This window comes from Pseudomonas sp. 18-147 (genome assembly GCF_051048045.1).
GTDB classification, from domain to species: domain Bacteria; phylum Pseudomonadota; class Gammaproteobacteria; order Pseudomonadales; family Pseudomonadaceae; genus Pseudomonas; species Pseudomonas aeruginosa.
Genome location: NZ_CP182296.1, coordinates 2,173,431 through 2,194,907, shown reverse-complemented (window position 1 = coordinate 2,194,907; position 21,477 = coordinate 2,173,431). Strand labels below are relative to the sequence as shown.

Genomic DNA, 21,477 nt, shown 5'->3' with positions numbered 1-21,477 from the left:
TCCAGGCAGGCAGGCGCACAGCAAAGGCTGACCGGGAACCGCCCTTTTTCGGCGAGCGACCCGCCGGTCATATCCGACAGAGCTTAACGAGCCGGCAAGGCAAAACACTTACCGTGCTGCGACATATTCGTTCACCCCGGGAGCATCGGCTCACTGCACCGGCAGGAAATGCATGAACAGCAGTCCCTGGGCGTAGTTCACGCTGATCCGCCGGTAGCGTTCGCCGAGCACCTCGGCGAGCAGGTCCAGGCGCGCGACGATCTTGGCGAACTCGCGGGCGTAGCTGAGGTTGCTGGCGTCGTCGGTGAGGGCGTTGGAAAGCAGCAACGGGGCACCCTTGTCGTCCTTGCGGGTAGCCAGCATCCAGGTGGCGACCTCGACGTTGCGCGCGGCGTTGTAGACGTACTGCGCGTCGATCCCCTGGTAGACGTAGAACTCGGTGCGCCCGCCATGGGCGGTGATCAGCATGCTGGCCAGGGAGTATATGAAGGCACCGACGCGGTCGCCCTTGAACGCCGGATCGAGGGAGTAGGACAGTGCGGCGATGTCGCGGCGGCCGCCCAGGTCGCTGAGTTCGCGGTTCTGCTCGATGGCCCGGCGGATCGCCAGCTCGGCGTCGGCCTGGCTCGGCAGGCCGGTCTTCTTCCATTCGGCGGGATTGCGCTTGTACAGCTTCCAGAGCAACTGGTAGAGGCTTTGCAGGTTGTCGCGCATGGCCAGGGTGGCCATGCGATCGGCATCGGTCTGGAGGAATTCGCCAGCGCGCATCGAACCCTGGCTGGTGTCCTCGCCGGCGGCGTTGCGCGGCGCGTTCGAACATCCGCTGGCGAGCGCGCCGAGCAGCAACAGCAGCCCACCGACCCAGCGCCGCCACCCACGCCGGGCGCGGCCCTCCCCCTTGCGCCGGGCAAGCCCCGGCAATGTCGCTCCTGACAAACGCTCTGTCCATTCGCTGTTCGCATCGCGGAAACCGACCCGCCTGCGCCGGCGAAGTTCCCCGGGCGCGTCGATCCGCCGCGCTTCGCGAGGCAGGTCACGGCGAGAGGCGGAGGCTTTTCACCGGCATACCCGCGCGGGTTCACGAATAGGCGCGGCACGAGCGTCGGAGAGTACGCTAGGCAGTCGCCGTGCGCTAACATGTGCGGGATCGGGGGGCGTCATCCGCCGCAGAGCGGAGCCTTCTCCCCGCCCGCGCGCGCCGGCCTCGCCGTGCGCCACCGAGCGACACCCCAGCAGGCCTTGGAACCGGTAGTCCAGACAATGAGCAACGAGCCAGAAAGCACGCAGCACAAGAGCGCCCTGCAGGGACTGAAGGGCTACCTGTCGAGCCAGATCCTCGGCCAGGAAAAACTCGTCGACCGCCTGCTGATCGCGCTGCTAGCCGACGGCCACCTGCTGGTGGAAGGCGCGCCGGGACTGGCCAAGACCAAGGCCATCAAGGACCTCGCCGAAGGCCTCGAAGCCGAGTTCCACCGTATCCAGTTCACTCCCGACCTGCTCCCCGCCGACATCACCGGCACCGAGATCTACCGTCCGGAGACCGGCACCTTCGTGTTCCAGCAAGGCCCGATCTTCCATCACCTGGTGCTGGCCGACGAGATCAACCGCGCCCCGGCCAAGGTGCAGTCGGCGCTGCTCGAAGCCATGGCCGAGCGCCAGGTTTCGGTCGGCCGCAGCACCTACGACCTGCCACAGCTGTTCCTGGTGATGGCGACACAGAACCCGATCGAGCAGGAAGGTACCTACCCGTTGCCGGAAGCCCAGCTCGACCGCTTCCTCATGCACGTCAAGATCGGCTACCCGGAGGCCTCGGTGGAACGCCGCATCCTCCAGCAGGCGCGTGGCGAGGCACTGAACGGCGAGGCCCGGCCGGAGCGCCGGGTGACCCAGGAAACCATCTTCGCCGCGCGCCAGGAAATCCTCGGCCTGTACATGGCCGACGCGGTGGAGGAATACCTGGTGCAACTGATCATGGCCACCCGCACCCCGGCCAAGCACGACGCGGAACTCGCCGAATGGATCTCCTACGGCGCCAGCCCGCGCGGCTCCATCGCCCTCGACCGCTGCGCGCGCGCCCACGCCTGGCTGGGCGGACGCGACTTCGTCAGCCCCGAGGACATCCAGGCGGTGCTGTTCGACGTGCTGCGCCATCGCCTGATCCTGACCTTCGAGGCGGAAGCCGCCGGCATCGACCAGGACCGGGTCGTGCAGCGCATCCTCGACGTGGTCGCCGTGGCCTGAGGCCGCCGCCATGCTGAGCGCCGCCCCGGGCGTCGAACTGGGCCTCGACGAGCTTCTGGAAATGCGCCACCGGCTCCACGAAGCGCGCCTGTTCTCCTCGCAGAACCGCCGCAGCCCGTTGGTCGGCCTGCATCACTCGCGCCTGCGCGGACGCGGCGTGGACTTCGACCAGGTGCGCATCTACCAGCCCGGCGACGACGTACGGACCATCGACTGGCGCGTCACCGCGCGCACCCGCGAGCCGCACACCAAGCTGTTCCACGAGGAACGCGAGCGACCGGTGTTCGTCCTGGTCGAACAGAGCCAGCGCCTGTTCTTCGGCTCCGGCCTGTGCTTCAAGGCGGTGCTGGCGGCACGCGCGGCGGCCTTCATCGGCTGGTCGGCGCTGGCCCACAACGACCGTATCGGCGGCCTGGTATTCAGCGACCGCGACTGCCACGAAATCAAGCCGCGACGCAGCAAGCACAGCCTGCTGCAACTGTTCAACCAGCTATTGCGGGCCAATCGCGAGCTGCGCGAGACGCCGGCCGAGCGGCCTGGCGAACTGTTCGGCCTGGCCCTGCGCCGCGCCCGCGAAGTGCTGCGCCCGGGCAGCCTGATCCTGGTGCTGTGCGACGAGCGCACCCTCAATGACGTCGCCGAGCAGCAACTCAGCCTGATCGCACGCCATACCGACCTGGTGCTGCTGCCGCTGTCCGACCCGCTCGACCATGCCCTTCCCGCCGCCGGACTGCTGCGCTTCCGCGAAGGCGCCGCCGACCTCGAGCTGGACACCCACGCCGACGAGCTGCGCCAGGCCTATCGCGAACTGGCCGAGGCGCGCCGCGCGCGCTGGCAGCGGCTGGCCCAGCGACTGGGCGTGCCGCTGCTGCCGCTGTCGACCCAGGAAGACCTGGTGGAGCAGTTGCGGGACCTGCTGGAACAACACCAGCCGGGGTATCGCGCATGAACCCGCTCGACCGGCTGGAACCGCTGATCGCCCCCCCGCCCGTCGGCTGGTGGCCGCCGGCGCCCGGCTGGTGGTTGCTGGCCGCCCTGCTGCCGTTGCTCGGCTGGGGGCTCTGGCGACTGCGCCGGCACCTGCCGCGGCGCACCATCGCCACCCGCGGCGAAGCGCCGCTGGATCCGCTGCGCGAAGCGGCCCTGGCCGAACTGGCCGCGCTTGCCAAGCCCTACGGCAGGGCTTCCGCCGGACCCTGGCTGCAAGCCATCAACGGCCTGCTCAAGCGGGTCTGCAGGGCGCGCTGGCCAGATAGCGGCAGCCACGCCCTCAGCGGCCGCGCCTGGCTGGCGTTCCTCGACAACCGTTGCCCGGCCGCCGGCCTGACCCGCTGGATGATCCTGGTGGAAGGCGGCTACCGCGCCGACTGCACCCTCGACGACAAGGCCGTGGACGGCCTCGACGCCGCCGTCGCCACCTGGATTCGCAAGCATGTTTGAGTTCGCCTGGCCCTGGGTCTTCGCCCTCGCCCCGTTGCCCTGGCTGCTGCGCCTGGTGCTGCCGGCCGCCGACAGCGGCGAGGCGGCGCTCAAGGTGAGCTTCCTCGACGAACTCGAAAGCCTCGCCGGGCGTCGTGCCCGCGCACGCCTGCCGGCCTGGCGGCAGCAGGTGCGCTTCGCCCTGCTCTGGTTCCTCCTGCTGCTCGCCGCGGCCCGCCCGCAGTGGGTCGGCGACCCCCTGCCGCTACCCGCCAGCGGCCGCGACCTGCTGCTCGCGGTGGATGTCTCCGGTTCCATGGACTACCGCGACATGCGCTGGCAGGACGACGAGATCAGCCGCCTGGAACTGATCAAGAAACTCTTCGGCGACTTCATCGAAGACCGTCGTGGCGACCGCGTCGGCCTGATCCTGTTCGGCAGCCAGGCCTACCTGCAGGCGCCGCTGACCTTCGACCGGCACACCGTGCGGGTCTGGCTGGACGAGGCGCAGATCGGCATCGCCGGCAAGAACACGGCGATCGGCGACGCCATCGGCCTGGCGGTCAAGCGCCTGCGCCAGCGGCCTGCGGAAAGCCGGGTGCTGGTGCTGATCACCGACGGCGCCAACACCGGCGGACAGATAGCCCCGCAGATCGCCGCGCAACTGGCCGCCGAGCAACAGGTGAAGATCTACACCATCGGCATCGGCGCCGACCCGCAGCAAGGCGGCGTGCCCGGCCTGTTCGGCTTCAACCCGGGGCTCGATCTCGACGAGCCGACCCTGCGCGGTATCGCCGAGAGCACTGGCGGCGAATACTTCCGCGCGCGATCCAGCGCCGAGCTGGAAAGCATTTCCGCGACCCTCGACCGCCTCGAACCGGTCGCCCAGCAGACTACCCGGGCGCGCCCGGCCCTGGCGCTGTACAGTTGGCCGCTGGCCGCCGCCCTCGGCCTGAGTGTGCTGCTGGTGGCGCTGGAACTCTGGCCACGGGAAAACCGGACCTGGCCGCGCCGCCGTTCCGGGAGGCAACCATGAACCTGTTGCTGGATGCCTGGCCGCACTGGCTGCGCCCCTACTGGCTGCTGCTGGCGCCGCTGCTTGGCTGGTTGCTGTGGAAGCTGCTGCATCGCCAGCGTCGTGCCGGACGCTGGCAATTGCTGTTGCCGACGGCCTTCCAGCCCTGGCTGCTGGTCGGCGGCGCCGGGCGGCAGAACCGCATGCCCTGGATCTGCCTCGGCATCGCCTGGCTGCTGGCCCTGCTGGCCTTGCTCGGGCCCAGTTGGCAGCAACTGGAACAGCCCTCGATGAAGCGTAGCGACCCGCTGGTGGCGATCCTCCAGCTGACTCCCGGGATGCTTGCCGGCGACCTGTCGCCGACCCGCCTGGAGCAGGCCCGGCGCAAGCTGCTCGACCTGCTTCGCACGCGCAACGACGCGCAGACCGCGATCGTCGTCTACGCCGGCAGCGCGCATACCCTGGTGCCGCTGTCGGACGACCAGCTCACCGCGCGCAACCTGCTCGACGCCCTGAAACCTTCGATCATGCCCGAGCCCGGCCAGCGCGCCGACCTCGCCGTGCGCCAGGCCCTCGACCTGCTGGAACAGGGCGCCCAGGGCCGCGGCCGCCTGCTGCTGCTGACCAGCGAGCTGAGCGAACCCGAGCGCCAGGGCATCCGCAGCGCCCTCGAGCACCGGGCGGCGCGCCTCGCCGTGCTCGGCGTCGGCACGCCGAAGGGCGCTCCGGTGCAGCAGGAGGATGGCAGCTTCCTCAAGGACGACCAGGGCGGCATCCTCCTGCCCAGGCTCGACGAAAGCGGGCTGCGCCGCTTCGCCGCGGAGATCGGCGCCGGCTACCAGCGCCTGCGGCCGAACGACCGCGACCTCGACAGCCTCGGCCTGCTGGCCCGCGGCGGCACGCTGGAGGAAGATCGCGAGAACGCCCTGCTGCGCCTGCAGCGCTGGGCCGACCAGGGTTACTGGCTGCTCCTGCCGCTGCTCCTGCTGGCCGCCTGTGCCGGACGGCGCGGCTGGCTGTTCTGCCTGCCGCTGTTGATGCTGAGCCTGCCGCAACCGGCCATGGCCTTCCAGTTCGAAGACCTCTGGCTGCGTCCGGACCAGCAAGGCCAGCGCCTGTTGCAACGGGGCCAGGCGGACGAGGCGGCGAAGCGCTTCGAGGACTTCCGCTGGAAAGGCCTGTCGCTCTACCAGGCCCGCGACTACGCCGCCGCGGCCCAGGCCTTCGCCCAAGGCGACCAGGCCGACGATCACTACAACCGTGGCAACGCCCTGGCCCGCCAGGGCGAACTGGAAGCCGCCGTCGACGCCTACGAACAAGCCCTGGAGCGCCAGCCACAACTGGTCGCCGCGCAACGCAACAAGGCCCTGGTCGAGGAACTGCTGCGCCAACGCCAGGAACAGGCGGCGCAGCAGCAGGCCGGCGAGAACAAGGAACAGCGCCAGGAAGCGAGCCAGCAGAGCCCGCCATCCGGAAGCAGCCAGCGGCCGCCGCGCGACGCGGCGACCGTCGATGCGCAGAAGGCCCAGGCCGCGGCGCCCTCGACCAGCCTGCCGGAAGACGAAGGCGAGAAGACCGCCGGAGCACCCGGCCAAGCGCAGCCGCAGCCCAACGCCGAGGACGAGCGGACGGGCGACGAGGAAGCCGACGACGGACTCGACGACGAACGTCGCCAGGCCCTCGAGCAATGGCTGCGACAGATTCCCGACGATCCCGCCGAATTGCTGCGGCGCAAGTTCTGGTACCAACAGCAGCAACGCCAGGAAGCCACGCCATGATCCGCCTGTTCTGCAGCCTGCTTCTCGCGCTCCTCTGCGTTTCCGCCCATGCCAGCTTCAGCGCCAGCGTCGACCGCGCCCGCCTGACCGAAGGGGAAAGCGTCGAACTGACGCTGGAATCGGACGACCCGACCCTCTTCGGCAAACCCGACCTGAGCCCGCTGGACGCCCTCTTCGAGGTCCTCGGCACGCGCCAGGTCAACCGTCTCGCCACGCAGAACGGCCGGGCCCAGGCCACCACCCGCTGGATCGTCACCCTCCTGCCGAAGCAGAGCGGCTACGTGGCGATCCCGCCGATCAGCCTCGGCGCCAGCAGCACCCAGCCGATCAGGCTGCACGTACTGGAGGCGCGCGACCGCGCCAAGAGCAGCAAGCTGGCGCCGGTCTTCATCGATGCCAGCGTCGACCAGGAGACAGTCTACGTGCAGGCCCAGGCGATCCTCACCCTGCGCATCTACCACTCGGTGTCGCTATACGACGACAGCAGCCTGACCCCGCTGGCGATGAACGACGCGAAGGTCGAACAGCTCGGCGAGGCGCGCACCTACGAGAAGGAGATCAACGGCATCCGCCACGGCGTGATCGAGGTGCGCTACGCGATCTTCCCGCAGAAGAGCGGCACCCTGGAGATTCCTGCGCAAGCCTTCAGTGCGACCCTGGTCGACCGTGGCAGCGACGACTACAACCCCTTCGGCCCGCGCCCCGGCCGGCAGATGCGGGTGACTTCGCCGAGCATCCCGCTGCAGGTCCGGCCCAAGCCCGCCGACTATCCGGCCGACGCGCCCTGGATGCCGGCCCGCGCGCTGAGCATCAGCGAAAGCTGGAGCCCGCAGCCGGAGCAGGCACAGGTCGGCGAATCGCTGACGCGCAACGTGCTGCTGAAGGTCGAGGGGCTTTCCGGCACCCAGCTTCCGCCGTTGCCGCTGCCCGACGTGCAAGGCCTGCGGCGCTACCCGGACCAACCGCAGCTGGCCGACCAGAGCACCGACCAGGGCCTCATCGGCAGTCGCGAGGAGCGCGAGGCGCTGGTGCCCGAGCAGGCCGGGCGCATCGAGTTGCCGGCGCTCGAAGTGGTCTGGTGGAACACCCGCGAAGACCGCCTGGAGCGCACCAGCCTGCCACCGCGCACCCTGGAAGTGGCCGCCGCGCCGCAGGCCGAGGCGGAGCCGCCGGCGGCGGCGCTGCCGCTCGGCGAACGCCTGGAGCCGACGCTCTGGCCCTGGCAACTGGCTACCGCCGTGCTGGCCCTGACCACCCTGCTCGGCTTCGGCCTCTGGTGGCGCGCCCGCCAGTTGCCGGCGGTGATCCGCGCCGCGGCCAACGGCCCGAGCAGCCGCAGCCTGCTCGACGAGCTGCGCCGCGCCTGCCTGGCCAACGATCCCCAGGCGACCCGCCAGGCCCTGGACGCCTGGGCCCGTCAGCAACCCGATACCCTGGCCGACATGGCGGCCCGCTTCGTACCGCTGTCCGACGCCCTGGATGGCCTCAACGGCGCGCTGTACAGCGAGAGCGGCCATTCCTGGCAGGGCGAGGACCTGTGGCGGGCGATCCGCGCCCTGCCCACCACGGAACAAGCGCCGGCGGGAGCGGTCGACAATGGCGGCCTGCCACCGCTCTATCCGCGCTGAACGGCGCTATGGTTAGGACTGGCACGACATTCCGATTCCGCAAGAGGGCCCGCATGCGCTTCCGTACCCTGTACCTCGTCCTGTGCGGCCTGCTCCTGGGCCACGCCGCGACGGCCGCCGAACCGCCGACCGCGCCCACGCCGCCGACGCAGCCGGCCGAAGGGCCGGGCGGCGCGGACTATCGCCATGCCAGCGTGCATCAGTGGCACTTCGGCGAAGGCGCTCGCGAATACTGGGTGTTCACCCCCGAGCAACCGGTCCCCGGCAACGCTCCGCTGGTGATCTTCCTGCACGGCTGGAGCGTGATGCAGCCGGACCTCTACCGCGCCTGGATCGACCATATCGTCCGCCGCGGCATGGTGGTGGTCTACCCACGCTACCAGCCGGACCTGAAGACGCCCAACGCAGACTTCCTCGACAATGCCGCCGGCGCCCTCGGCGACGCCCTCAGGCGCCTGCAGGCCGGCGAGCTGGGGGTGCGCCCGCGGCTGAACCAGGTCGCCTACCTCGGCCACTCCGCCGGCGGACTGCTCGCCGCCAACCTGGCGGCCGCCAGCGAACGCCTGAAGCTGCCGGCGGCGAAGGCGCTGATGGTGGTCGAGCCCGGCAAGAGCCAGGGCAAGCGCTGGGACGGCGTGGCCCAGGAACGCCTGTCGGGGCTGGCCAAGGGCACCCTGCTGCTGGCGGTCTGCGGCGACGAGGACAGCCACGTGGCCTGCACCGACGCCAAGCGCATCTACCGCCAGAGCCGGCACATTCCGCCCAGCGACAAGAACCTGCTGCTGCTGCGCAGCGATCGCCACGGCGCTCCGCCGCTGCTGGCCAACCACGCGGCACCCACCGCGCCGGTATTCGGCCCGCAGTATCCGAAGGAAGAAGACAGCGACTGGTTGCTCGACCGCGTCGAGAAGCGCCTCGAAGTCCAGCAGGCCGAAGGCCGCTATACCGGCCACGACCCGCTGGTGATCGACGCCCTCGACTGGTACGGCACCTGGAAGCTGTTCGATGGCCTCACCGACGCGGCGTTCTACAACCGCAACCGCCAGTACGCCCTGGGCGCTACGCCGGAGCAGACCGGCATGGGCCAGTGGAGCGACGGCACCCCGGTGAAGCCGATCAAGGTGCTCAAGTAGGCGCGGGCAACGCCCGCGGCGAACCAGGCACAGCGTCCCATCCGTCATGCGAACAGATACCATGCATATCCACGTACTCGTCGTCGAAGACAACTTCGATCTCGCCGGCACCGTCATCGACTACCTCGAGGCCGCCGGGGTGGTCTGCGATCACGCCCGCGACGGCCAGGCCGGCCTCAACCTGGCGCGCGCCAACCGCTACGACGTGATCCTGCTGGACATCATGCTGCCGCGCATCAACGGCCGGCAGGTCTGTCGCCAGCTACGCGAAGCCGGCCTGCAGACCCCGGTACTCATGCTCACCGCCCTGGATACCCTGCAGGACAAGCTCGACGGCTTCGACGCCGGCGCCGACGACTACCTGCTCAAGCCCTTCGAACTGCCGGAGCTGCTGGTCCGCCTGCAAGCCCTCAGCCGGCGCCGCAGCGGCCAGGCCCAGCGCCTGCAGGTCGACGACCTGGTGATGGACCTCGACAGCCGCCAGGCCAGCCGCGGCGGCACGCCCCTGGCGCTGTCCCCCACCGCCTGGAAGATCCTTGAGTGCCTGATGCGCGCCAGCCCCGCGCTGGTCACCCGCGAGCAGCTGGGGCGCAGCGTCTGGGGCGACGAACCGCCGGAAAGCAACACCCTCAACGTGCACATGCACCACCTGCGCAGCACCGTCGACAAGGGGTTCGCCACCCCTCTGATCCATACCCTGCACAGCGTCGGCTTCCAGCTGGAGCGCAAATGAAACGCGGCCTGAGCCTGATCCCCATCGTCGGCGGCGGCGTCACCCTGATCCTCGCCGGGGTGTTGCTGGTCTACACGCGCATGCTCGGCGACTACGGCGAGACCGGCGCCCTCTACCTGCTCAGCATGATGATGGAAGAGGAAGGGCTGTACTTCGCCCAGCGCTACCAGGAAGACCCGGCTACGCCGGCGCCGGACAGCTACTACTTCAAGGGCAGCGTCGGCACCGCGGGGCTGCCGCCGAAACTCAGGGAGATGCTCGACACCCCGCCCTACAAGAGCATCGGCGCCATGCAACTGCTCGGCAACTGGGACGACGATGACGAAGAGGAGGATGACGACGCGCCCAGCGACGATGCCTACGTGGTGGTCCGCCAGCCACTGGCCGACGGCAAGACGCTCTACCTCTACGACAACGACGCCGCCGGCAGCATCGACACGCCGCTGTCCGACGCCATCATCGACGCCCGCGTCAGGCAGACCTGGATCGTCACCCTATCGGTCACCCTGCCTTCGCTGGCCGCCGTCGGCCTGCTGGTCTGGTTCATCGTCGCGCCGTTGCGCAAGCTGACGCGCTGGTCGATGACCCTCGACGACCTCGCCCCGGACAGCCAGCGGCCGCGCTTCAACTACCGCGAACTCAACGTGCTGGCGGATACCCTGTGGAACAGCGTGACCCGGATCAAGGACTTCAGCCAGCGCGAGGAACGCTTCCTGCGCTACGCCAGCCATGAGCTGCGCACCCCGCTGGCGGTGATCGGCATGAACCTGGAGCTGCTCGACCAACCCGGCCGCGCGCCCTCCCCGCATGCCTTGCAACGCATCCGCCGCTCGGCGCTGGGCATGCAGCAGATGACCGAGACCTTGCTCTGGCTCAGCCGCGAGAGCGGCGAACTGCGCGACGACGGACACATCGAGGTCGGCCGCCTGCTGGAGGAACTGCTCGAGGAACAGCAGGCGCTGAGCCAGCGCCGCGGCCTGACCTTCCACCTCGACGTGGAGCCACACAGCCTGCCGCAGACCCGCGCACGGATCATCATCGGCAACCTGCTGCGCAACGCCCTGCAGTACAGCGACGAGGGCGTGGTGGAAATCGTCGTGCGCGACCGCAGCCTGCTGATCAGCAACCCCATCGGTGCGGCCCAGGGCACGGAGGAGTCGATGGCGTTCGGTTATGGCCTGGGCCTCGACCTGGTCCAGCGCCTGTGCCAGAAGAGCGGCTGGCGCCTGCATTACAGCAGCGACGAGCAGCGCTTCCGCTGCGAGCTGCTGTTCCCCGCCACGCCGGACTGAAGCGCGACGGCCTTCCTCCGCACAAAAAAACCGCGGCCTGGGCCGCGGTCTTGGCGAGGCTCGGCGCGACTCAGTGAGCGAACACCGAGGCCTTCCTGGCCTGCAGCTTGGCCGGGTTGATCAGGAAACGCGCCAGGGCCGGCAGCAGCCAGAGGGCGCCGAACATGTTCCAGAGCAGCATGAAGGTCAGCATCAGGCCCATGTCGGCCTGGAACTTGATCGCCGAGAAGATCCAGGTGGCCACGCCGATCGCCAGGCACAGGCCGGTGAACAGCACCGCCTTGCCGGTGGAGCGGAGGGTCTCGTAGTAGGCCTCCTGCAACGGCAGGCCCATGCGCAGGAAAGACTCCAGGCGGGTGTAGATGTAGATCCCGTAGTCCACCCCGATGCCGACGCCGAGGGCGATCACCGGCAGGGTCGCGACCTTCACGCCGATGCCCAGCGCCGCCATCAGCGCGTTGCCGAGAACCGAGGTGAGGATCAGCGGCAGGACGATGCAGAGGGTCGCGGCGAAGGAACGGAAGGTGATCATGCACATGGCCGCCACGCAGATGTACACCAGCACCAGGATGATCAGTTCGGACTGCTTGATCACCTCGTTGGTGGCGGCCTCGATCCCGGCATTGCCGGCGGCCAGCTGGAACTGCAGGTCGTCCTTGTCGTTCTCCGCGGCGAAGGCCTGCACCGCCGCCACCGCGCGGTCGAGGGTCTCGGCCTTGTGGTCGTTGAGGAAGACCAGCAGCGGCGCCAGCGAGCAGTCGGTGTTGTAGAGACCGTCGGCACGGGCGATGGAGTTGTTCAGCACGTCCTGGTTGCGCGACAGGGTCTCCCATTTCAGGTTGCCTTCGTTCATCCCCTTGATCACCTGCTTGGACACGGTGACCATCGAGATCGCCGACTGCACGCCCTCGGTGTTCTCCAGCTTCCAGGCCAGCTCGTCCATGGCCGCCAGGGCCTGGTGGGTGGAGCAGCCTTCCGGGGAGGTCTTGACCATCACCACCAGCACGTCCGAACTGGTCGAGTAGTTGCGGATGATGAAGTCGTTGTCGAGGTTGTAGCGCGAGTCGGGACGCAGTTCCGGCGCACCCTGGTCGAGGTCGCCGATCTTCAGGTGCTTGCCATACCAGAGGCCGCCGCCGAGCATCAGCAGGGCGATGGCGATGGACACCGGGGCCACCTTCGGGCTGGCGAAGTTCGACAGCAGGCGCCAGAACGGGTGCTCGCGCACCGCGTCATCCTTGCTGCGCTGCACCGCCTTCTTGCTGATGCCGATGTAGGAGATCGCCACGGGCAGCAGGATCAGGTTGGTGAAGACGATCACCGCCACGCCGATCGAGGCGCCGATGGCCAGCTCGCGGATCACCCCGATGTCGATCACCAGCAGGGTGATGAAGCCGACGGCGTCGGCGAGGATCGCGATCATCCCCGGCAGGAACAGTTGGCGGAAGGTCAGCCGCGCCGCCATCAGCGCATTGTCGGCGCCGCTGGACTGCAAGGCGATGCCATTGATCTTCTGCACGCCGTGGGAAATACCGATGGCGAAGATCAGGAACGGCACCAGCATCGAATAGGGATCGAGGCCGAAACCGACCAGGTTGAGCAGGCCGAGCTGCCAGAGCACCGCGACCAGGGTGGTGATCAGCACGGCGATGGTGCTGCGGATGCACTTGGTGAACCAGTACAGCAGGACCAGGGTGATCAGCAGGCAGATACCGAAGAAGCCGACCACCATCACCAGCCCGTCGATCAGGTCGCCGACCTTCTTCGCGAAGCCGACGATGTGCACCTTCACGTTGGGATTCTGCAACTGGTACTTGTCGCGGATCTTCTCTTCCAGCTCATGGGAGAACTGGCGGTAGTCGAGCTTGATCAGTTCGCTCTGGTTCTTCGGATTCGGGTACATCTCCAGCAGCGGTACGTCGACGATGCTCGACTTGAAGTTGTTCGCCACCAGGCGGCCGATCTGCCCGGACTTGAGCACGTTGTTGCGCAGTTCCTCCAGCGCCCGCGGCGAACCGTCGTAGGTCTGCGGGATCACCTCGCCGCCGGCGAAGCCTTCCTCGGTCACTTCGGTCCAGCGCACGCTGGGGCTCCACAACGACTTCAGGCCGGAACGGTCGACGCCGGGGATGTAGAACACCTCGTCATGGATCTGCCGGAGCGTCTCCATGTACTCCTTGGTGAAGATGTCGCCGTTCACCGCCTCCACCGAGATGCGCACGGTGTTGCCGAGGTTGGCCAGGTCGTTGCGGTGCTCGAGCATTTTCTGGATGAACGGGTGCTCCAGCGGGATCATCTTCTCGAAGCTGGTGGACGGCCGCACCTGGGTGGCCTGGTAGAACAGGAAGACGCTGACCAGCAGGCAGAGGAAGATCACCACCGGCCGGTTGTTGAAGATCAGGCGTTCGAGCAGGCTCGCCTTGTTTTGCTGATGCTGGTTCATGGCACTCATGCGACCCCCGCCTTATTGTTGTTGTTCGAGCGCGGCACCGTTCGCCGCAGCGAGGTGCACGCCGCCCTGGCCGACCAGGATCAGGTGGCCGTCGCCGGTGGCGCTGACGCCGGCCAGGGACAGCCGGTCGGGACGGTTGAACACGCTGAAGCTGCGCCCGCCGTCGGTGCTTTCGAGGACACTGCCGCCGTGGCCGACCACGACGATACGCCCGTCCGCCAGCAGCGCGCCGTCGGAGAGACCGAATTCCAGGTCGCCGGACGCCGCCTTCAGCGGTATCTCTTCCCAGCTGTCGCCGAAATCGGCGGAGCGGAACAGGTGGCCGCGCAGGCCGTAGACCAGCACGCCGCCCGCATCGGCGGTACCGATGGCGCCGAACAGCGAGCCCTCGTAGGGGCCTTCGAGTTTTTCCCAGGTGGCGCCCCAGTCCTTCGAGCGGAACAGGCTGCCGGCTTCGCCGACCACCAGCAGGCCGTTGTCCTTGACCGCGGCGATGGCGTTGAGGTGGAACTGGTCCTCGTTGTCCAGGCGCTCGCTGACGTCTTCCCAGTGCTGGCCGCCGTCGCGGGTCTCCAGCAGCGCGCCATAGGCACCGACGGCCAGGCCGTGCTGTTCGTCGGCGAACCAGATGTCCAGCAATGGCGCTTCGCGGCCGAGGTCCTCGAACTGCCTGGCCCAGGTGCTGCCGGCGTCGTCGCTGACGAGGATCTGCGCATCGTGCCCGACCGCCCAGCCCTTGCGCTCGTTGACGAAGAACACCGAGGTGAGCAACTGGCGGGTCGGCACCTTGGCCTGGGTCCAGGTCTTGCCGTCGTCGTCGGAGAGCAGGATATGCCCACGGTCGCCGACCGCGACCAGCCGCTTGCCGGCATGGGCGACGCTGAGCAGCAGGCTGCTGGCGGCCTTCGGCGACTCCACGGCGAATTGCGGCGGCGCGGCGGTTGGCGTCGACTCGGCCAGGACCGGGGTGGCGGCGAAGGTCAGAAGAGAAAGTGCCCCGAGAAACGACAGGGCCCTGCTGGCCAGGGGCGATCTGGAAGGAATGGCCGGATGCCGCGAAGCGTCCGCGGTTTGGCCGGGCGAAGTGCGCCACGTCATGGGCTCACGCATGGATACCGTCCCCGTTGTTGTTATTAGTGGTTCGTGGTGAGCGTTATATAGCCAGCGTTTGGCGACGGAGACAATTGAAGCCACGTTATCTTTTGTTAAGCGTGTAAGCCGTCTGTAACGGGGGATCGGCGCCGCCCTCCTCCCCGGAGGGAAGCGGTCGGCGCCGGCGAGCGGAGCGATCAGCGGGTGCCGCGGCGGCGCAGGGCCGAGGGCTTGAAGTAGGAGTCGTCCGGTATCGCCTGGGTGAAGTCGATGGTACCCGGCTCCTCGTTGTCCAGGTTCTGCACGTGGTAGCGACGCGCCTGCAGGTCGTGGAACACATCCAGCGCGCTCCAGGTGTACGGCAGGTCGTAGAAGTTCTTCAGGTAGGCCATCGACACCCGCCACAGTTCGCCGCGACCGTCGTACTGGTCGACCACCGCCGCGCTCCAGCTGTCCTCGTCGAGGTACAGGGTGCGCTTGGAGTAGATATGCCGCGCGCCCGGCTTCAGGGTACCTTCCACCACCCACACGCGGTGCAGCTCGTAGCGGGTGTATTGCGGATCGAGGTGGCCCGGCTTGAGCAGTTCCTCGTACTTCACCTCGGGGCTGCTGACCTTGTAGTTGTTGTAGGGAATGTAGATTTCCTTCTTGCCCAGCAGCTTCCAGTCATAGCGGTCCGGCGCGCCGTTGAACATGTCGGTGTCGTCGGCGGTGCGCAGGCCGTCGGCGGCGGCGATCGGCGTGTCGTAGGCAAGGTTCGGCGCACGCCGCACACGGCGCTGGCCGGCGTTGTAGCCCCAGGCCTGGCGCGGCTCCTTGACCTGGTCGAGGGTCTCGTGCACCAGCACCGCGCCGCCGGCCAGGCGCGCCGGGCTCTTGGTGAACGACAGGTAGTAGAACATCAGGTTGTTCAGGTCGGCGAAGCTGCCGCCCTTGAGGTAGTACTTGAACAGCGCTTCCTGCTGCGAGGTCACCAGCGAGTAGCTACCGTTGCGCTGTACCGCGACTTCCGAAGCGCGGCGCACGACATAGGTGCCGCGGTAGCGGGCGACGTGGTTCCACAGCGCCTCCACGCCGCTCTTCGGAATCGGGAACGGCACCCCGCCATAGGCGTCGGCGAACCCGTTGCCGCCGTCCAGCAGCCTGGCGCTGGTGGCATTGGCGAAGGTGTTGTCGTACAGCCACTGCGGCGCCGAACCGGAACGGCGACTGGGGTAGACCGGCATCCGGAAGCTGTCCGGGTAGGTCTTGAACAGCGCCAGCTGGCCCGGGGTCAGGTGTTCCCTGTACTGCTCCAGGTTGGCCTTGTCGATGGTGAACAGCGGCTTGTCCGCGGCGAACGGGTCCGGGTGGTGCTGGCCCGGCTTGTAGCCGGCCGGCGCCTGGGTGATGCCGCCGGTCCAGGCGGGAATGCTGCCGGCGGCGTTGCCGGCCTTCTCCGCGCCCAGCGGGGTGAGGCTCGACTTCAGTTGCGCCGCCTCGCCGGCGGAAACGCCGGCCAGCGCGCCGCCGCTGCCCAGTGCCAGCGCCAGGGAAGCGCCGATCAGCAGGTGCTTGTTCAACATGAGGGTTCTCCGTGTGAGGTGCCGGGCGCTCGCGGCGCCCGTGTCGTTATCGGTTCGGTCAGAAGGAGTACTTCACGGTCAGGCCGATGTTGTCGCGGTCGCGGATGTTGTTGTTCTGCCCGCCGCCGTAGAACTCGGTGTACTGCAGTTCGCCTTCCAGGCTGTTCAGGTAGGTGGCCTTGATCCCCAGGGTGTAGGCCTTGCGACCTTCGATGAAGTTGCCGGTCTGGTAGGAGTTGCCTTCGAAGTCGTCCTTGTAGACCACGTAGGGCGACACGTTGACCCCGGCGAACACGTCGTTCCAGGTGCCGCTGAGCAGCAGGGTGTAGCCGTAGGCGTTGCGGTTCACCTGGTCGCCACGGTCGCCGCCGGAAACGTACGAGCTGTTGCCGCGCCCGGCGTAGTAGCGGGTGCTGCCGTCGTAGGCGGTGTACTTCAGGCTGCTGCCACGCAGGTGTTCCGAGGCCAGCTCGGCGACGCCGGTCAACGAGTCGAAGCTCAGCGACGGGCCGAAGTTGTAGATGGTCCCGAGGGAGGTGTTGAACGCCTCGACCCGCTCGTAGTTGTGGATCTGCCCGCCGAGGCCGACCATCTGCCCGCCGACGTTGATCTGTCCGCCGTTGGCGGCTTCCGCCGCACCGTGGGCGAGGTCGCCGATCAGGTCGTTGGTGGCGGCGATGCCGATCGGCAGGTTCGGCCGATAGGCCAGCTCGCCGAACACCGAGGCGTCGCCCACCGTGGTGTTGAAGCTGAAGCCGTACATGCGGATGTCTTCGGCGAACTCGCGGCGGGCATTGATGTTGCCCATCACGTCGGCGGTCACCAGGCCGTTGGCCAGGGCTTCGGCGAGGTTACCGGCGATCGGCCGCAGGGTGTTGGCCAGCGCCGCCAGGTCGGCCCCGGCATAGTCGCCGATGTCGGCGTACAGGGTCGGCTCCTTGGAGTGGTAGTTGACGAAGTAGAAGCCGAACTCGGTGCTGTTCAGTTCCTCGGCGATGTAGCGGAAGGCCACGCCGAACTGGCCGTCGTTGCGCGCGTTGATGTCCTTGCCGATGGACGACACCTTCATCACGTTGCCGTAGGCCGGGGTCACGCCGTTGGCATAGAGGCCGGTGTTCTTCAGCGCGCCGCTGAGCAGCGGATTGTTGCCCAGCGCCTGGTACAGGCCGATGACGTTGCCGAAGCCGGGCACCGGGGTGTCCAGCGCGGTACCGGTGAAGTCGCTGTAGCCGGTGTTGCCGCCGTCGGCGAACAGGTCGGTCTCGGAGAAGAAGGTACCGACCGGGTCGAGGCGGGTTTCCTTCCAGTTCCACTGGTAGAAGGTTTCCATCGACAGGTTGTCGGTCAGGCCGATGTTGAAGCTCAGCGCTTCCACCGGCATCAGCACTTCCTTGAGCTCGGAACCGGGCAGGCGGTACTTGGCGGCGTCCACCGGGTTGGTGGTGTTGACCCCGCCACGGTAGAAGATGCCCTCGCCCCAGTTGAACACCTGGCGGCCGAAGCGCGCGCTCAGCGGCATGTTGCCGATGTCCCAGCTGCCGTAGACGTAGGCGTCGAGGATTTCCGCCTTGTGCCCGGCGATGTCGCGGGTCTGGCTGGTGAAACGGTCGTCGTGGGGATAGCTCTGGCTCGGCTGCGATGGATCGTTGTGGCTGTAGTAGTCGTTGCGCTTGTCCATGATCTGGGTGTCATAGAACGCCGTGCCGCGGATGAACACGCCATAGTTGCGCCAGGTCGCCTCCAGGTCCGAGGTGATCTTGTAGACCTCGGAAACCAGGCCGGTATCGAAGTTGCGGTTGCCGTCGTTGGTGTTGATGTCATTGTTGCTCTTGTCCTGCCCCTGCACCCGCCACAGGGTGCCGTAGGACAGGGTGGTGTCGAGCGAACCGGACACCTCGTTGTCGAGGAAGCTGAATTCGACGGCCTGGGCCTGGCCGCCCAGCAGCGGCAGCAGCCCGGCGAAGGCGAAGCCGGCCCGGGCCGGCGCGGAGCGCAGCCGGGGCTGGCGGTTGGGGATGTACATCGGGAACTCACTCCATGTGGTCATGCGTTGGGCGCCGCCACTGCGGGCGGTTCGCCGTTCGGCCGTTTCTCTGCGGCCTTGTTATGGGTGGTCGCGGCGTCACCGGCCTCGCATCGACGAAAGGGAACCGCGCGACGAGGCAGTGCAACCGGGATGCCAATTCAACGGAATCCTCCAGGCAATTCAATGGATTGCGAAAAAAACAGGACTTCCTGCGGGATGACTGTTCATTCACTGACCAGAAAACAGGAAGTGTCCGACAAAACGCGCCAGGCGAATTTCGCCGGTGGCGCGAAAAGTCCCTTCGCAGAGCCTGCGCAGGGAGGTTCGCGAAACACGATTAAGCGGACTCCATCAATGGAAAACAGTGAAGCGATTCCCAGAAGTAACAAAGGGCGTTACCAGCCAGTGGCCAGTAACACCCTCTTCCGGGAGAAGCTGGCGGATCAGGCCAGGCTCTTGCTCACCACTTCGTAGACGTCGCTGGACAGCTCGCCGGAGGCCAGGATACGTTCCAGCTCGCCGCGCATCAGCGCCTGCCGCGCCTCGTCGTACTTGCGCCAGCGGGTCAGCGGCACCAGCAGGCGCGAGGCGATCTGCGGGTTGAGTGCGTTGAGCACGATCACCTGGTCGGCGAGGAAGCGATAGCCGGCGCCGTCAGGACGATGGAAGTTGACCAGGTTCTGGTTGGCGAACGCGCCGATCAGCGCGCGCACCTTGTTCGGGTTCTTCAGGGTGAAGGCCGGGTGCTGCATCAGCGCCTGGACCCGCTCCAGCCCGCCCGGCAGCGGCGAGCCGGCCTGCACGCTGAACCACTGGTCCATCACCAGCGGGTCGTCCTTGAAGTAGTCGGCGAACATGGCCAGGGCCTTGCCCTTCTCCGCCTCGAAGCCGGAATTGACCAGCACCGCCAGGGCGGTCAGGCGCTCGGTCATGTTGTCGCAGCCTTCGTACTGCTCCAGGCAGGCGGCGAGGATTTCCTCCCGGCCCGACAGCGACAGGTAGGACAGCGCGATGTTCTGCAGGCTGCGCCGGGCGATGTGCGAGGCTTCGGCGAGGTAGGCGGTGTCGCGGGAAATCTTGCGGTTGGCCTGGTAACGCTGCCACAGCGGCTCGAACAGCGCTTCGCCGATACGCTGGCGGGCGAATTCGCGGGCGGCATGGATCGCGTCGACATCGGCGACTTCGCTGATCTCGGTGAGATAGGCCTCGCTGGGCAGCGAGAGCATCTCGGCGACCATCGCCTGGTCCAGCGCCTCGTCCGCCAGGAGGGTGCGGTAGGCCTCGATCAGGCGCGGGTCGAGTACCAGTTGCGCGCCGCGCTGGTGCTGGCCGATCAGCTCCTGCAGGACCTGCACCGAAAGCTGTTGGCCGGCCTCCCAGCGGTTGAAGCCGTCGCTGTCGTGCTGCATGAGGAACAGCAACTGGTCGCGGCTGTAGGGGAAGCTCAGTTTCACCGGCGCGGAGAAGCCGCGCAGCAGCGATGGCAGCGGCTGCTCCGGCACCTCGACGAAGACGAAGCGCTGCTCGGCCTCGGTCACCGCCAGCACGCGGTTGCCGCCCTGGGCCGCGGCCTCGCCTTCCAGGCGCAGCGGGAGTTCGTGGCCCTGGCCGTCGAGCAGGCCCAGCTCCAGCGGGATGACGAAGGGTTCCTTGCTCGGCTGGCCGGGAGTCGGCGGGCAGCTCTGGCGCACCGTCAGGGTGTAGCGGCGGGCGGCGGCGTCGTACTCGCCTTCCACCGCCAGGCGCGGAGTGCCGGACTGGCTGTACCAGCGCTTGAACTGGGTCAGGTCGACGCCATTGGCGTCTTCCATGGCCTTGACGAAATCGTCGCAGGTCACCGCCTGGCCGTCGTGGCGCTGGAAGTACAGGTCCGAGCCCTTGCGGAAGCCTTCGGCGCCGAGCAGGGTGTGGATCATCCGCACCACTTCCGAGCCCTTCTCGTAGACGGTCAGGGTGTAGAAGTTGGAAATCTCGATGAACGAGTCGGGGCGCACCGGATGCGCCATCGGCCCGGCGTCCTCGGCGAACTGGTTGGTGCGCAGGAAGGCGACGTCCTCGACGCGCTTGACCGTGCGCGAGTTCATGTCGGCGGAGAACTCCGAGTCACGGAATACGGTGAAGCCTTCCTTGAGCGACAGTTGGAACCAGTCGCGGCAGGTGACCCGGTTGCCCGACCAGTTGTGGAAATACTCATGCGCCACCACGCCCTCGACCCGCTGGTGGGCGGCGTCGGTGGCGGTTTCGGCGCGGGCCAGGACGCAACTGGAGTTGAAGATGTTGAGGCCCTTGTTCTCCATCGCGCCCATGTTGAAGTCGTTGACCGCGACGATCATGAAGATGTCCAGGTCGTACTCGCGGCCGTAGACCTCCTCGTCCCAGCGCATCGACTTCTTCAGGCTGTCCATGGCGTGCTGGACCTTGTCGATGTTCTCCGGCTCGACGTAGATGCGCAACGCCACGTCGCGCTGGCTCATGGTGCGGAAGCTGTCCTCGACGCACCAGAGGTCGCCGGCAACCAGGGCGAACAGGTAGGCCGGCTTCTTGAACGGGTCTTCCCAGGTCGCCCAGTGCCGGCCGTTGCCTTCGGAACCGCTGGCCACCGGGTTGCCGTTGGAGAGCAGCACCGGGTAGCGCTGCTGTTCGGCGCTGACGGTGGTGGTGAAGCGACTCATCACGTCGGGACGGTCGAGGTAATAGGTGATCTTGCGGAAACCCTCGGCCTCGCACTGGGTGCAGAACATCTTGCCGGACTTGTACAGGCCTTCCAGCGCGGTGTTGCTCTCCGGATGGATACGCACCGTGCTCCTGAGGACGAATTCGGCCTGCCGCGGTTGCACCCCGAGCTGCTCGTCGTCCAGTTGGTAGTCGTCCGCGCCGAGAGCCTGGCCGTCCAGTTCGAGCGCCAGCAGCTCCAGTTGCTGGCCATGCAGCAACAGCGGCGGCAGGCCGGCGCCGCGCTCGGGGTTGCGCCGCAGCTTCAACTCGGCGTGTACCAGGCTGTGGTCTTCGAACAGTTCGAACTTCAGGTGGGTCTCGTCGATCAGGTAGTCCGGCGCCTGATAGTCCTTGAGGTGGATGACTTTCGGTTGCTCGGTGCGCATGG

At 67.6% G+C, this 21,477-nt stretch carries 15 protein-coding genes; 9 read left to right on the top strand and 6 right to left on the bottom strand.

Annotation, left to right across the window (positions count from 1 at the left end; genetic code table 11):
- Nucleotides 1–150: 150 nt before the first annotated feature.
- A complete protein-coding gene (locus ACM0M4_RS10610; RefSeq protein ID WP_003091293.1) occupies nucleotides 151–921 on the bottom strand; it encodes a hypothetical protein in 771 nt (256 codons plus the stop codon).
- A gap of 339 nt (nucleotides 922–1,260) precedes the next feature.
- On the opposite strand from ACM0M4_RS10610, the gene ACM0M4_RS10605 reads away from it, so the two are divergent.
- The 9 genes from ACM0M4_RS10605 (at nucleotide 1,261) to cprS (ending at nucleotide 11,239) form a co-directional block, all read left to right on the top strand.
- Nucleotides 1,261–2,241 carry an AAA family ATPase gene (locus ACM0M4_RS10605; protein ID WP_003091294.1) on the top strand — a complete coding sequence of 327 codons (981 nt, stop codon included), beginning with the start codon at nucleotides 1,261–1,263 and terminating at the stop codon, nucleotides 2,239–2,241.
- A 10-nt stretch (nucleotides 2,242–2,251) separates the two neighbouring features.
- Nucleotides 2,252–3,190: a DUF58 domain-containing protein gene (locus ACM0M4_RS10600; protein WP_003091295.1), complete on the top strand. Its 939-nt coding sequence runs from the start codon at nucleotides 2,252–2,254 to the stop codon at nucleotides 3,188–3,190.
- Nucleotides 3,187–3,681, top strand: coding sequence for a DUF4381 domain-containing protein (locus ACM0M4_RS10595; RefSeq protein ID WP_003107434.1), 495 nt, complete (start codon nucleotides 3,187–3,189; stop codon nucleotides 3,679–3,681). Before ACM0M4_RS10600 ends, ACM0M4_RS10595 begins: the two co-directional genes overlap by 4 nt.
- Nucleotides 3,674–4,696: a vWA domain-containing protein gene (locus ACM0M4_RS10590; RefSeq protein WP_004350938.1), complete on the top strand. Its 1,023-nt coding sequence runs from the start codon at nucleotides 3,674–3,676 to the stop codon at nucleotides 4,694–4,696. Before ACM0M4_RS10595 ends, ACM0M4_RS10590 begins: the two co-directional genes overlap by 8 nt.
- Nucleotides 4,693–6,453 carry a VWA domain-containing protein gene (locus ACM0M4_RS10585; RefSeq protein WP_003119769.1) on the top strand — a complete coding sequence of 587 codons (1,761 nt, stop codon included), beginning with the start codon at nucleotides 4,693–4,695 and terminating at the stop codon, nucleotides 6,451–6,453. Before ACM0M4_RS10590 ends, ACM0M4_RS10585 begins: the two co-directional genes overlap by 4 nt.
- Nucleotides 6,450–8,081: a BatD family protein gene (locus ACM0M4_RS10580; protein ID WP_003113945.1), complete on the top strand. Its 1,632-nt coding sequence runs from the start codon at nucleotides 6,450–6,452 to the stop codon at nucleotides 8,079–8,081. The genes ACM0M4_RS10585 and ACM0M4_RS10580 overlap by 4 nt, the downstream gene beginning before the upstream one ends.
- A 53-nt stretch (nucleotides 8,082–8,134) precedes the next feature.
- Nucleotides 8,135–9,214 carry an alpha/beta hydrolase fold domain-containing protein gene (locus tag ACM0M4_RS10575; RefSeq protein WP_003105002.1) on the top strand — a complete coding sequence of 360 codons (1,080 nt, stop codon included), beginning with the start codon at nucleotides 8,135–8,137 and terminating at the stop codon, nucleotides 9,212–9,214.
- 61 nt (nucleotides 9,215–9,275) lie between these two features.
- Nucleotides 9,276–9,947 (top strand): cationic peptide response regulator transcription factor CprR, encoded by a 672-nt coding sequence (gene cprR, locus ACM0M4_RS10570; protein ID WP_003091311.1) that lies wholly within the window; start codon nucleotides 9,276–9,278, stop codon nucleotides 9,945–9,947.
- Complete coding sequence (gene cprS / locus ACM0M4_RS10565) at nucleotides 9,944–11,239, top strand: cationic peptide sensor histidine kinase CprS (protein ID WP_003105000.1); 1,296 nt, start codon at nucleotides 9,944–9,946, stop codon at nucleotides 11,237–11,239. Before cprR ends, cprS begins: the two co-directional genes overlap by 4 nt.
- A 70-nt stretch (nucleotides 11,240–11,309) precedes the next feature.
- Here cprS and ACM0M4_RS10560 read toward each other — a convergent pair whose 3' ends face one another.
- The 5 genes from ACM0M4_RS10560 to pepN all read right to left on the bottom strand — a co-directional run bounded on the left by ACM0M4_RS10560 (nucleotide 11,310) and on the right by pepN (nucleotide 21,475).
- Nucleotides 11,310–13,691 carry an efflux RND transporter permease subunit gene (locus tag ACM0M4_RS10560; RefSeq protein WP_003104998.1) on the bottom strand — a complete coding sequence of 794 codons (2,382 nt, stop codon included), beginning with the start codon at nucleotides 13,689–13,691 and terminating at the stop codon, nucleotides 11,310–11,312.
- Nucleotides 13,692–13,703: 12 nt separating this feature from the next.
- Nucleotides 13,704–14,801, bottom strand: coding sequence for a WD40/YVTN/BNR-like repeat-containing protein (locus tag ACM0M4_RS10555; RefSeq protein ID WP_004350939.1), 1,098 nt, complete (start codon nucleotides 14,799–14,801; stop codon nucleotides 13,704–13,706).
- A gap of 179 nt (nucleotides 14,802–14,980) precedes the next feature.
- Complete coding sequence (locus ACM0M4_RS10550; RefSeq protein ID WP_003091320.1) at nucleotides 14,981–16,348, bottom strand: DUF1329 domain-containing protein; 1,368 nt, start codon at nucleotides 16,346–16,348, stop codon at nucleotides 14,981–14,983.
- A 58-nt stretch (nucleotides 16,349–16,406) separates the two neighbouring features.
- Nucleotides 16,407–18,371, bottom strand: a complete 1,965-nt coding sequence (locus tag ACM0M4_RS10545; protein WP_003104994.1) for a DUF1302 domain-containing protein — start codon at nucleotides 18,369–18,371, stop codon at nucleotides 16,407–16,409.
- A 446-nt stretch (nucleotides 18,372–18,817) separates the two neighbouring features.
- Nucleotides 18,818–21,475, bottom strand: a complete 2,658-nt coding sequence (pepN, locus tag ACM0M4_RS10540; RefSeq protein ID WP_022580539.1) for an aminopeptidase N — start codon at nucleotides 21,473–21,475, stop codon at nucleotides 18,818–18,820.
- Nucleotides 21,476–21,477 lie beyond the last annotated feature (2 nt).

Bases quoted from the DNA above. Each gene is read 5' to 3' on its own strand.
- ACM0M4_RS10605 (WP_003091294.1), top strand. From the start codon at position 1,261: ATGAGCAACGAGCCAGAAAGCACGCAGCACAAGAGCGCCCTGCAGGGA.
- ACM0M4_RS10600 (WP_003091295.1), top strand. From the start codon at position 2,252: ATGCTGAGCGCCGCCCCGGGCGTCGAACTGGGCCTCGACGAGCTTCTG.
- ACM0M4_RS10595 (WP_003107434.1), top strand. From the start codon at position 3,187: ATGAACCCGCTCGACCGGCTGGAACCGCTGATCGCCCCCCCGCCCGTC.
- ACM0M4_RS10590 (WP_004350938.1), top strand. From the start codon at position 3,674: ATGTTTGAGTTCGCCTGGCCCTGGGTCTTCGCCCTCGCCCCGTTGCCC.
- ACM0M4_RS10585 (WP_003119769.1), top strand. From the start codon at position 4,693: ATGAACCTGTTGCTGGATGCCTGGCCGCACTGGCTGCGCCCCTACTGG.
- ACM0M4_RS10580 (WP_003113945.1), top strand. From the start codon at position 6,450: ATGATCCGCCTGTTCTGCAGCCTGCTTCTCGCGCTCCTCTGCGTTTCC.
- ACM0M4_RS10575 (WP_003105002.1), top strand. From the start codon at position 8,135: ATGCGCTTCCGTACCCTGTACCTCGTCCTGTGCGGCCTGCTCCTGGGC.
- cprR (WP_003091311.1), top strand. From the start codon at position 9,276: ATGCATATCCACGTACTCGTCGTCGAAGACAACTTCGATCTCGCCGGC.
- cprS (WP_003105000.1), top strand. From the start codon at position 9,944: ATGAAACGCGGCCTGAGCCTGATCCCCATCGTCGGCGGCGGCGTCACC.
- ACM0M4_RS10560 (WP_003104998.1), bottom strand. From the start codon at position 13,691: ATGAGTGCCATGAACCAGCATCAGCAAAACAAGGCGAGCCTGCTCGAA.
- ACM0M4_RS10555 (WP_004350939.1), bottom strand. From the start codon at position 14,801: ATGCGTGAGCCCATGACGTGGCGCACTTCGCCCGGCCAAACCGCGGAC.
- ACM0M4_RS10550 (WP_003091320.1), bottom strand. From the start codon at position 16,348: ATGTTGAACAAGCACCTGCTGATCGGCGCTTCCCTGGCGCTGGCACTG.
- ACM0M4_RS10545 (WP_003104994.1), bottom strand. From the start codon at position 18,371: ATGTACATCCCCAACCGCCAGCCCCGGCTGCGCTCCGCGCCGGCCCGG.
- pepN (WP_022580539.1), bottom strand. From the start codon at position 21,475: ATGCGCACCGAGCAACCGAAAGTCATCCACCTCAAGGACTATCAGGCG.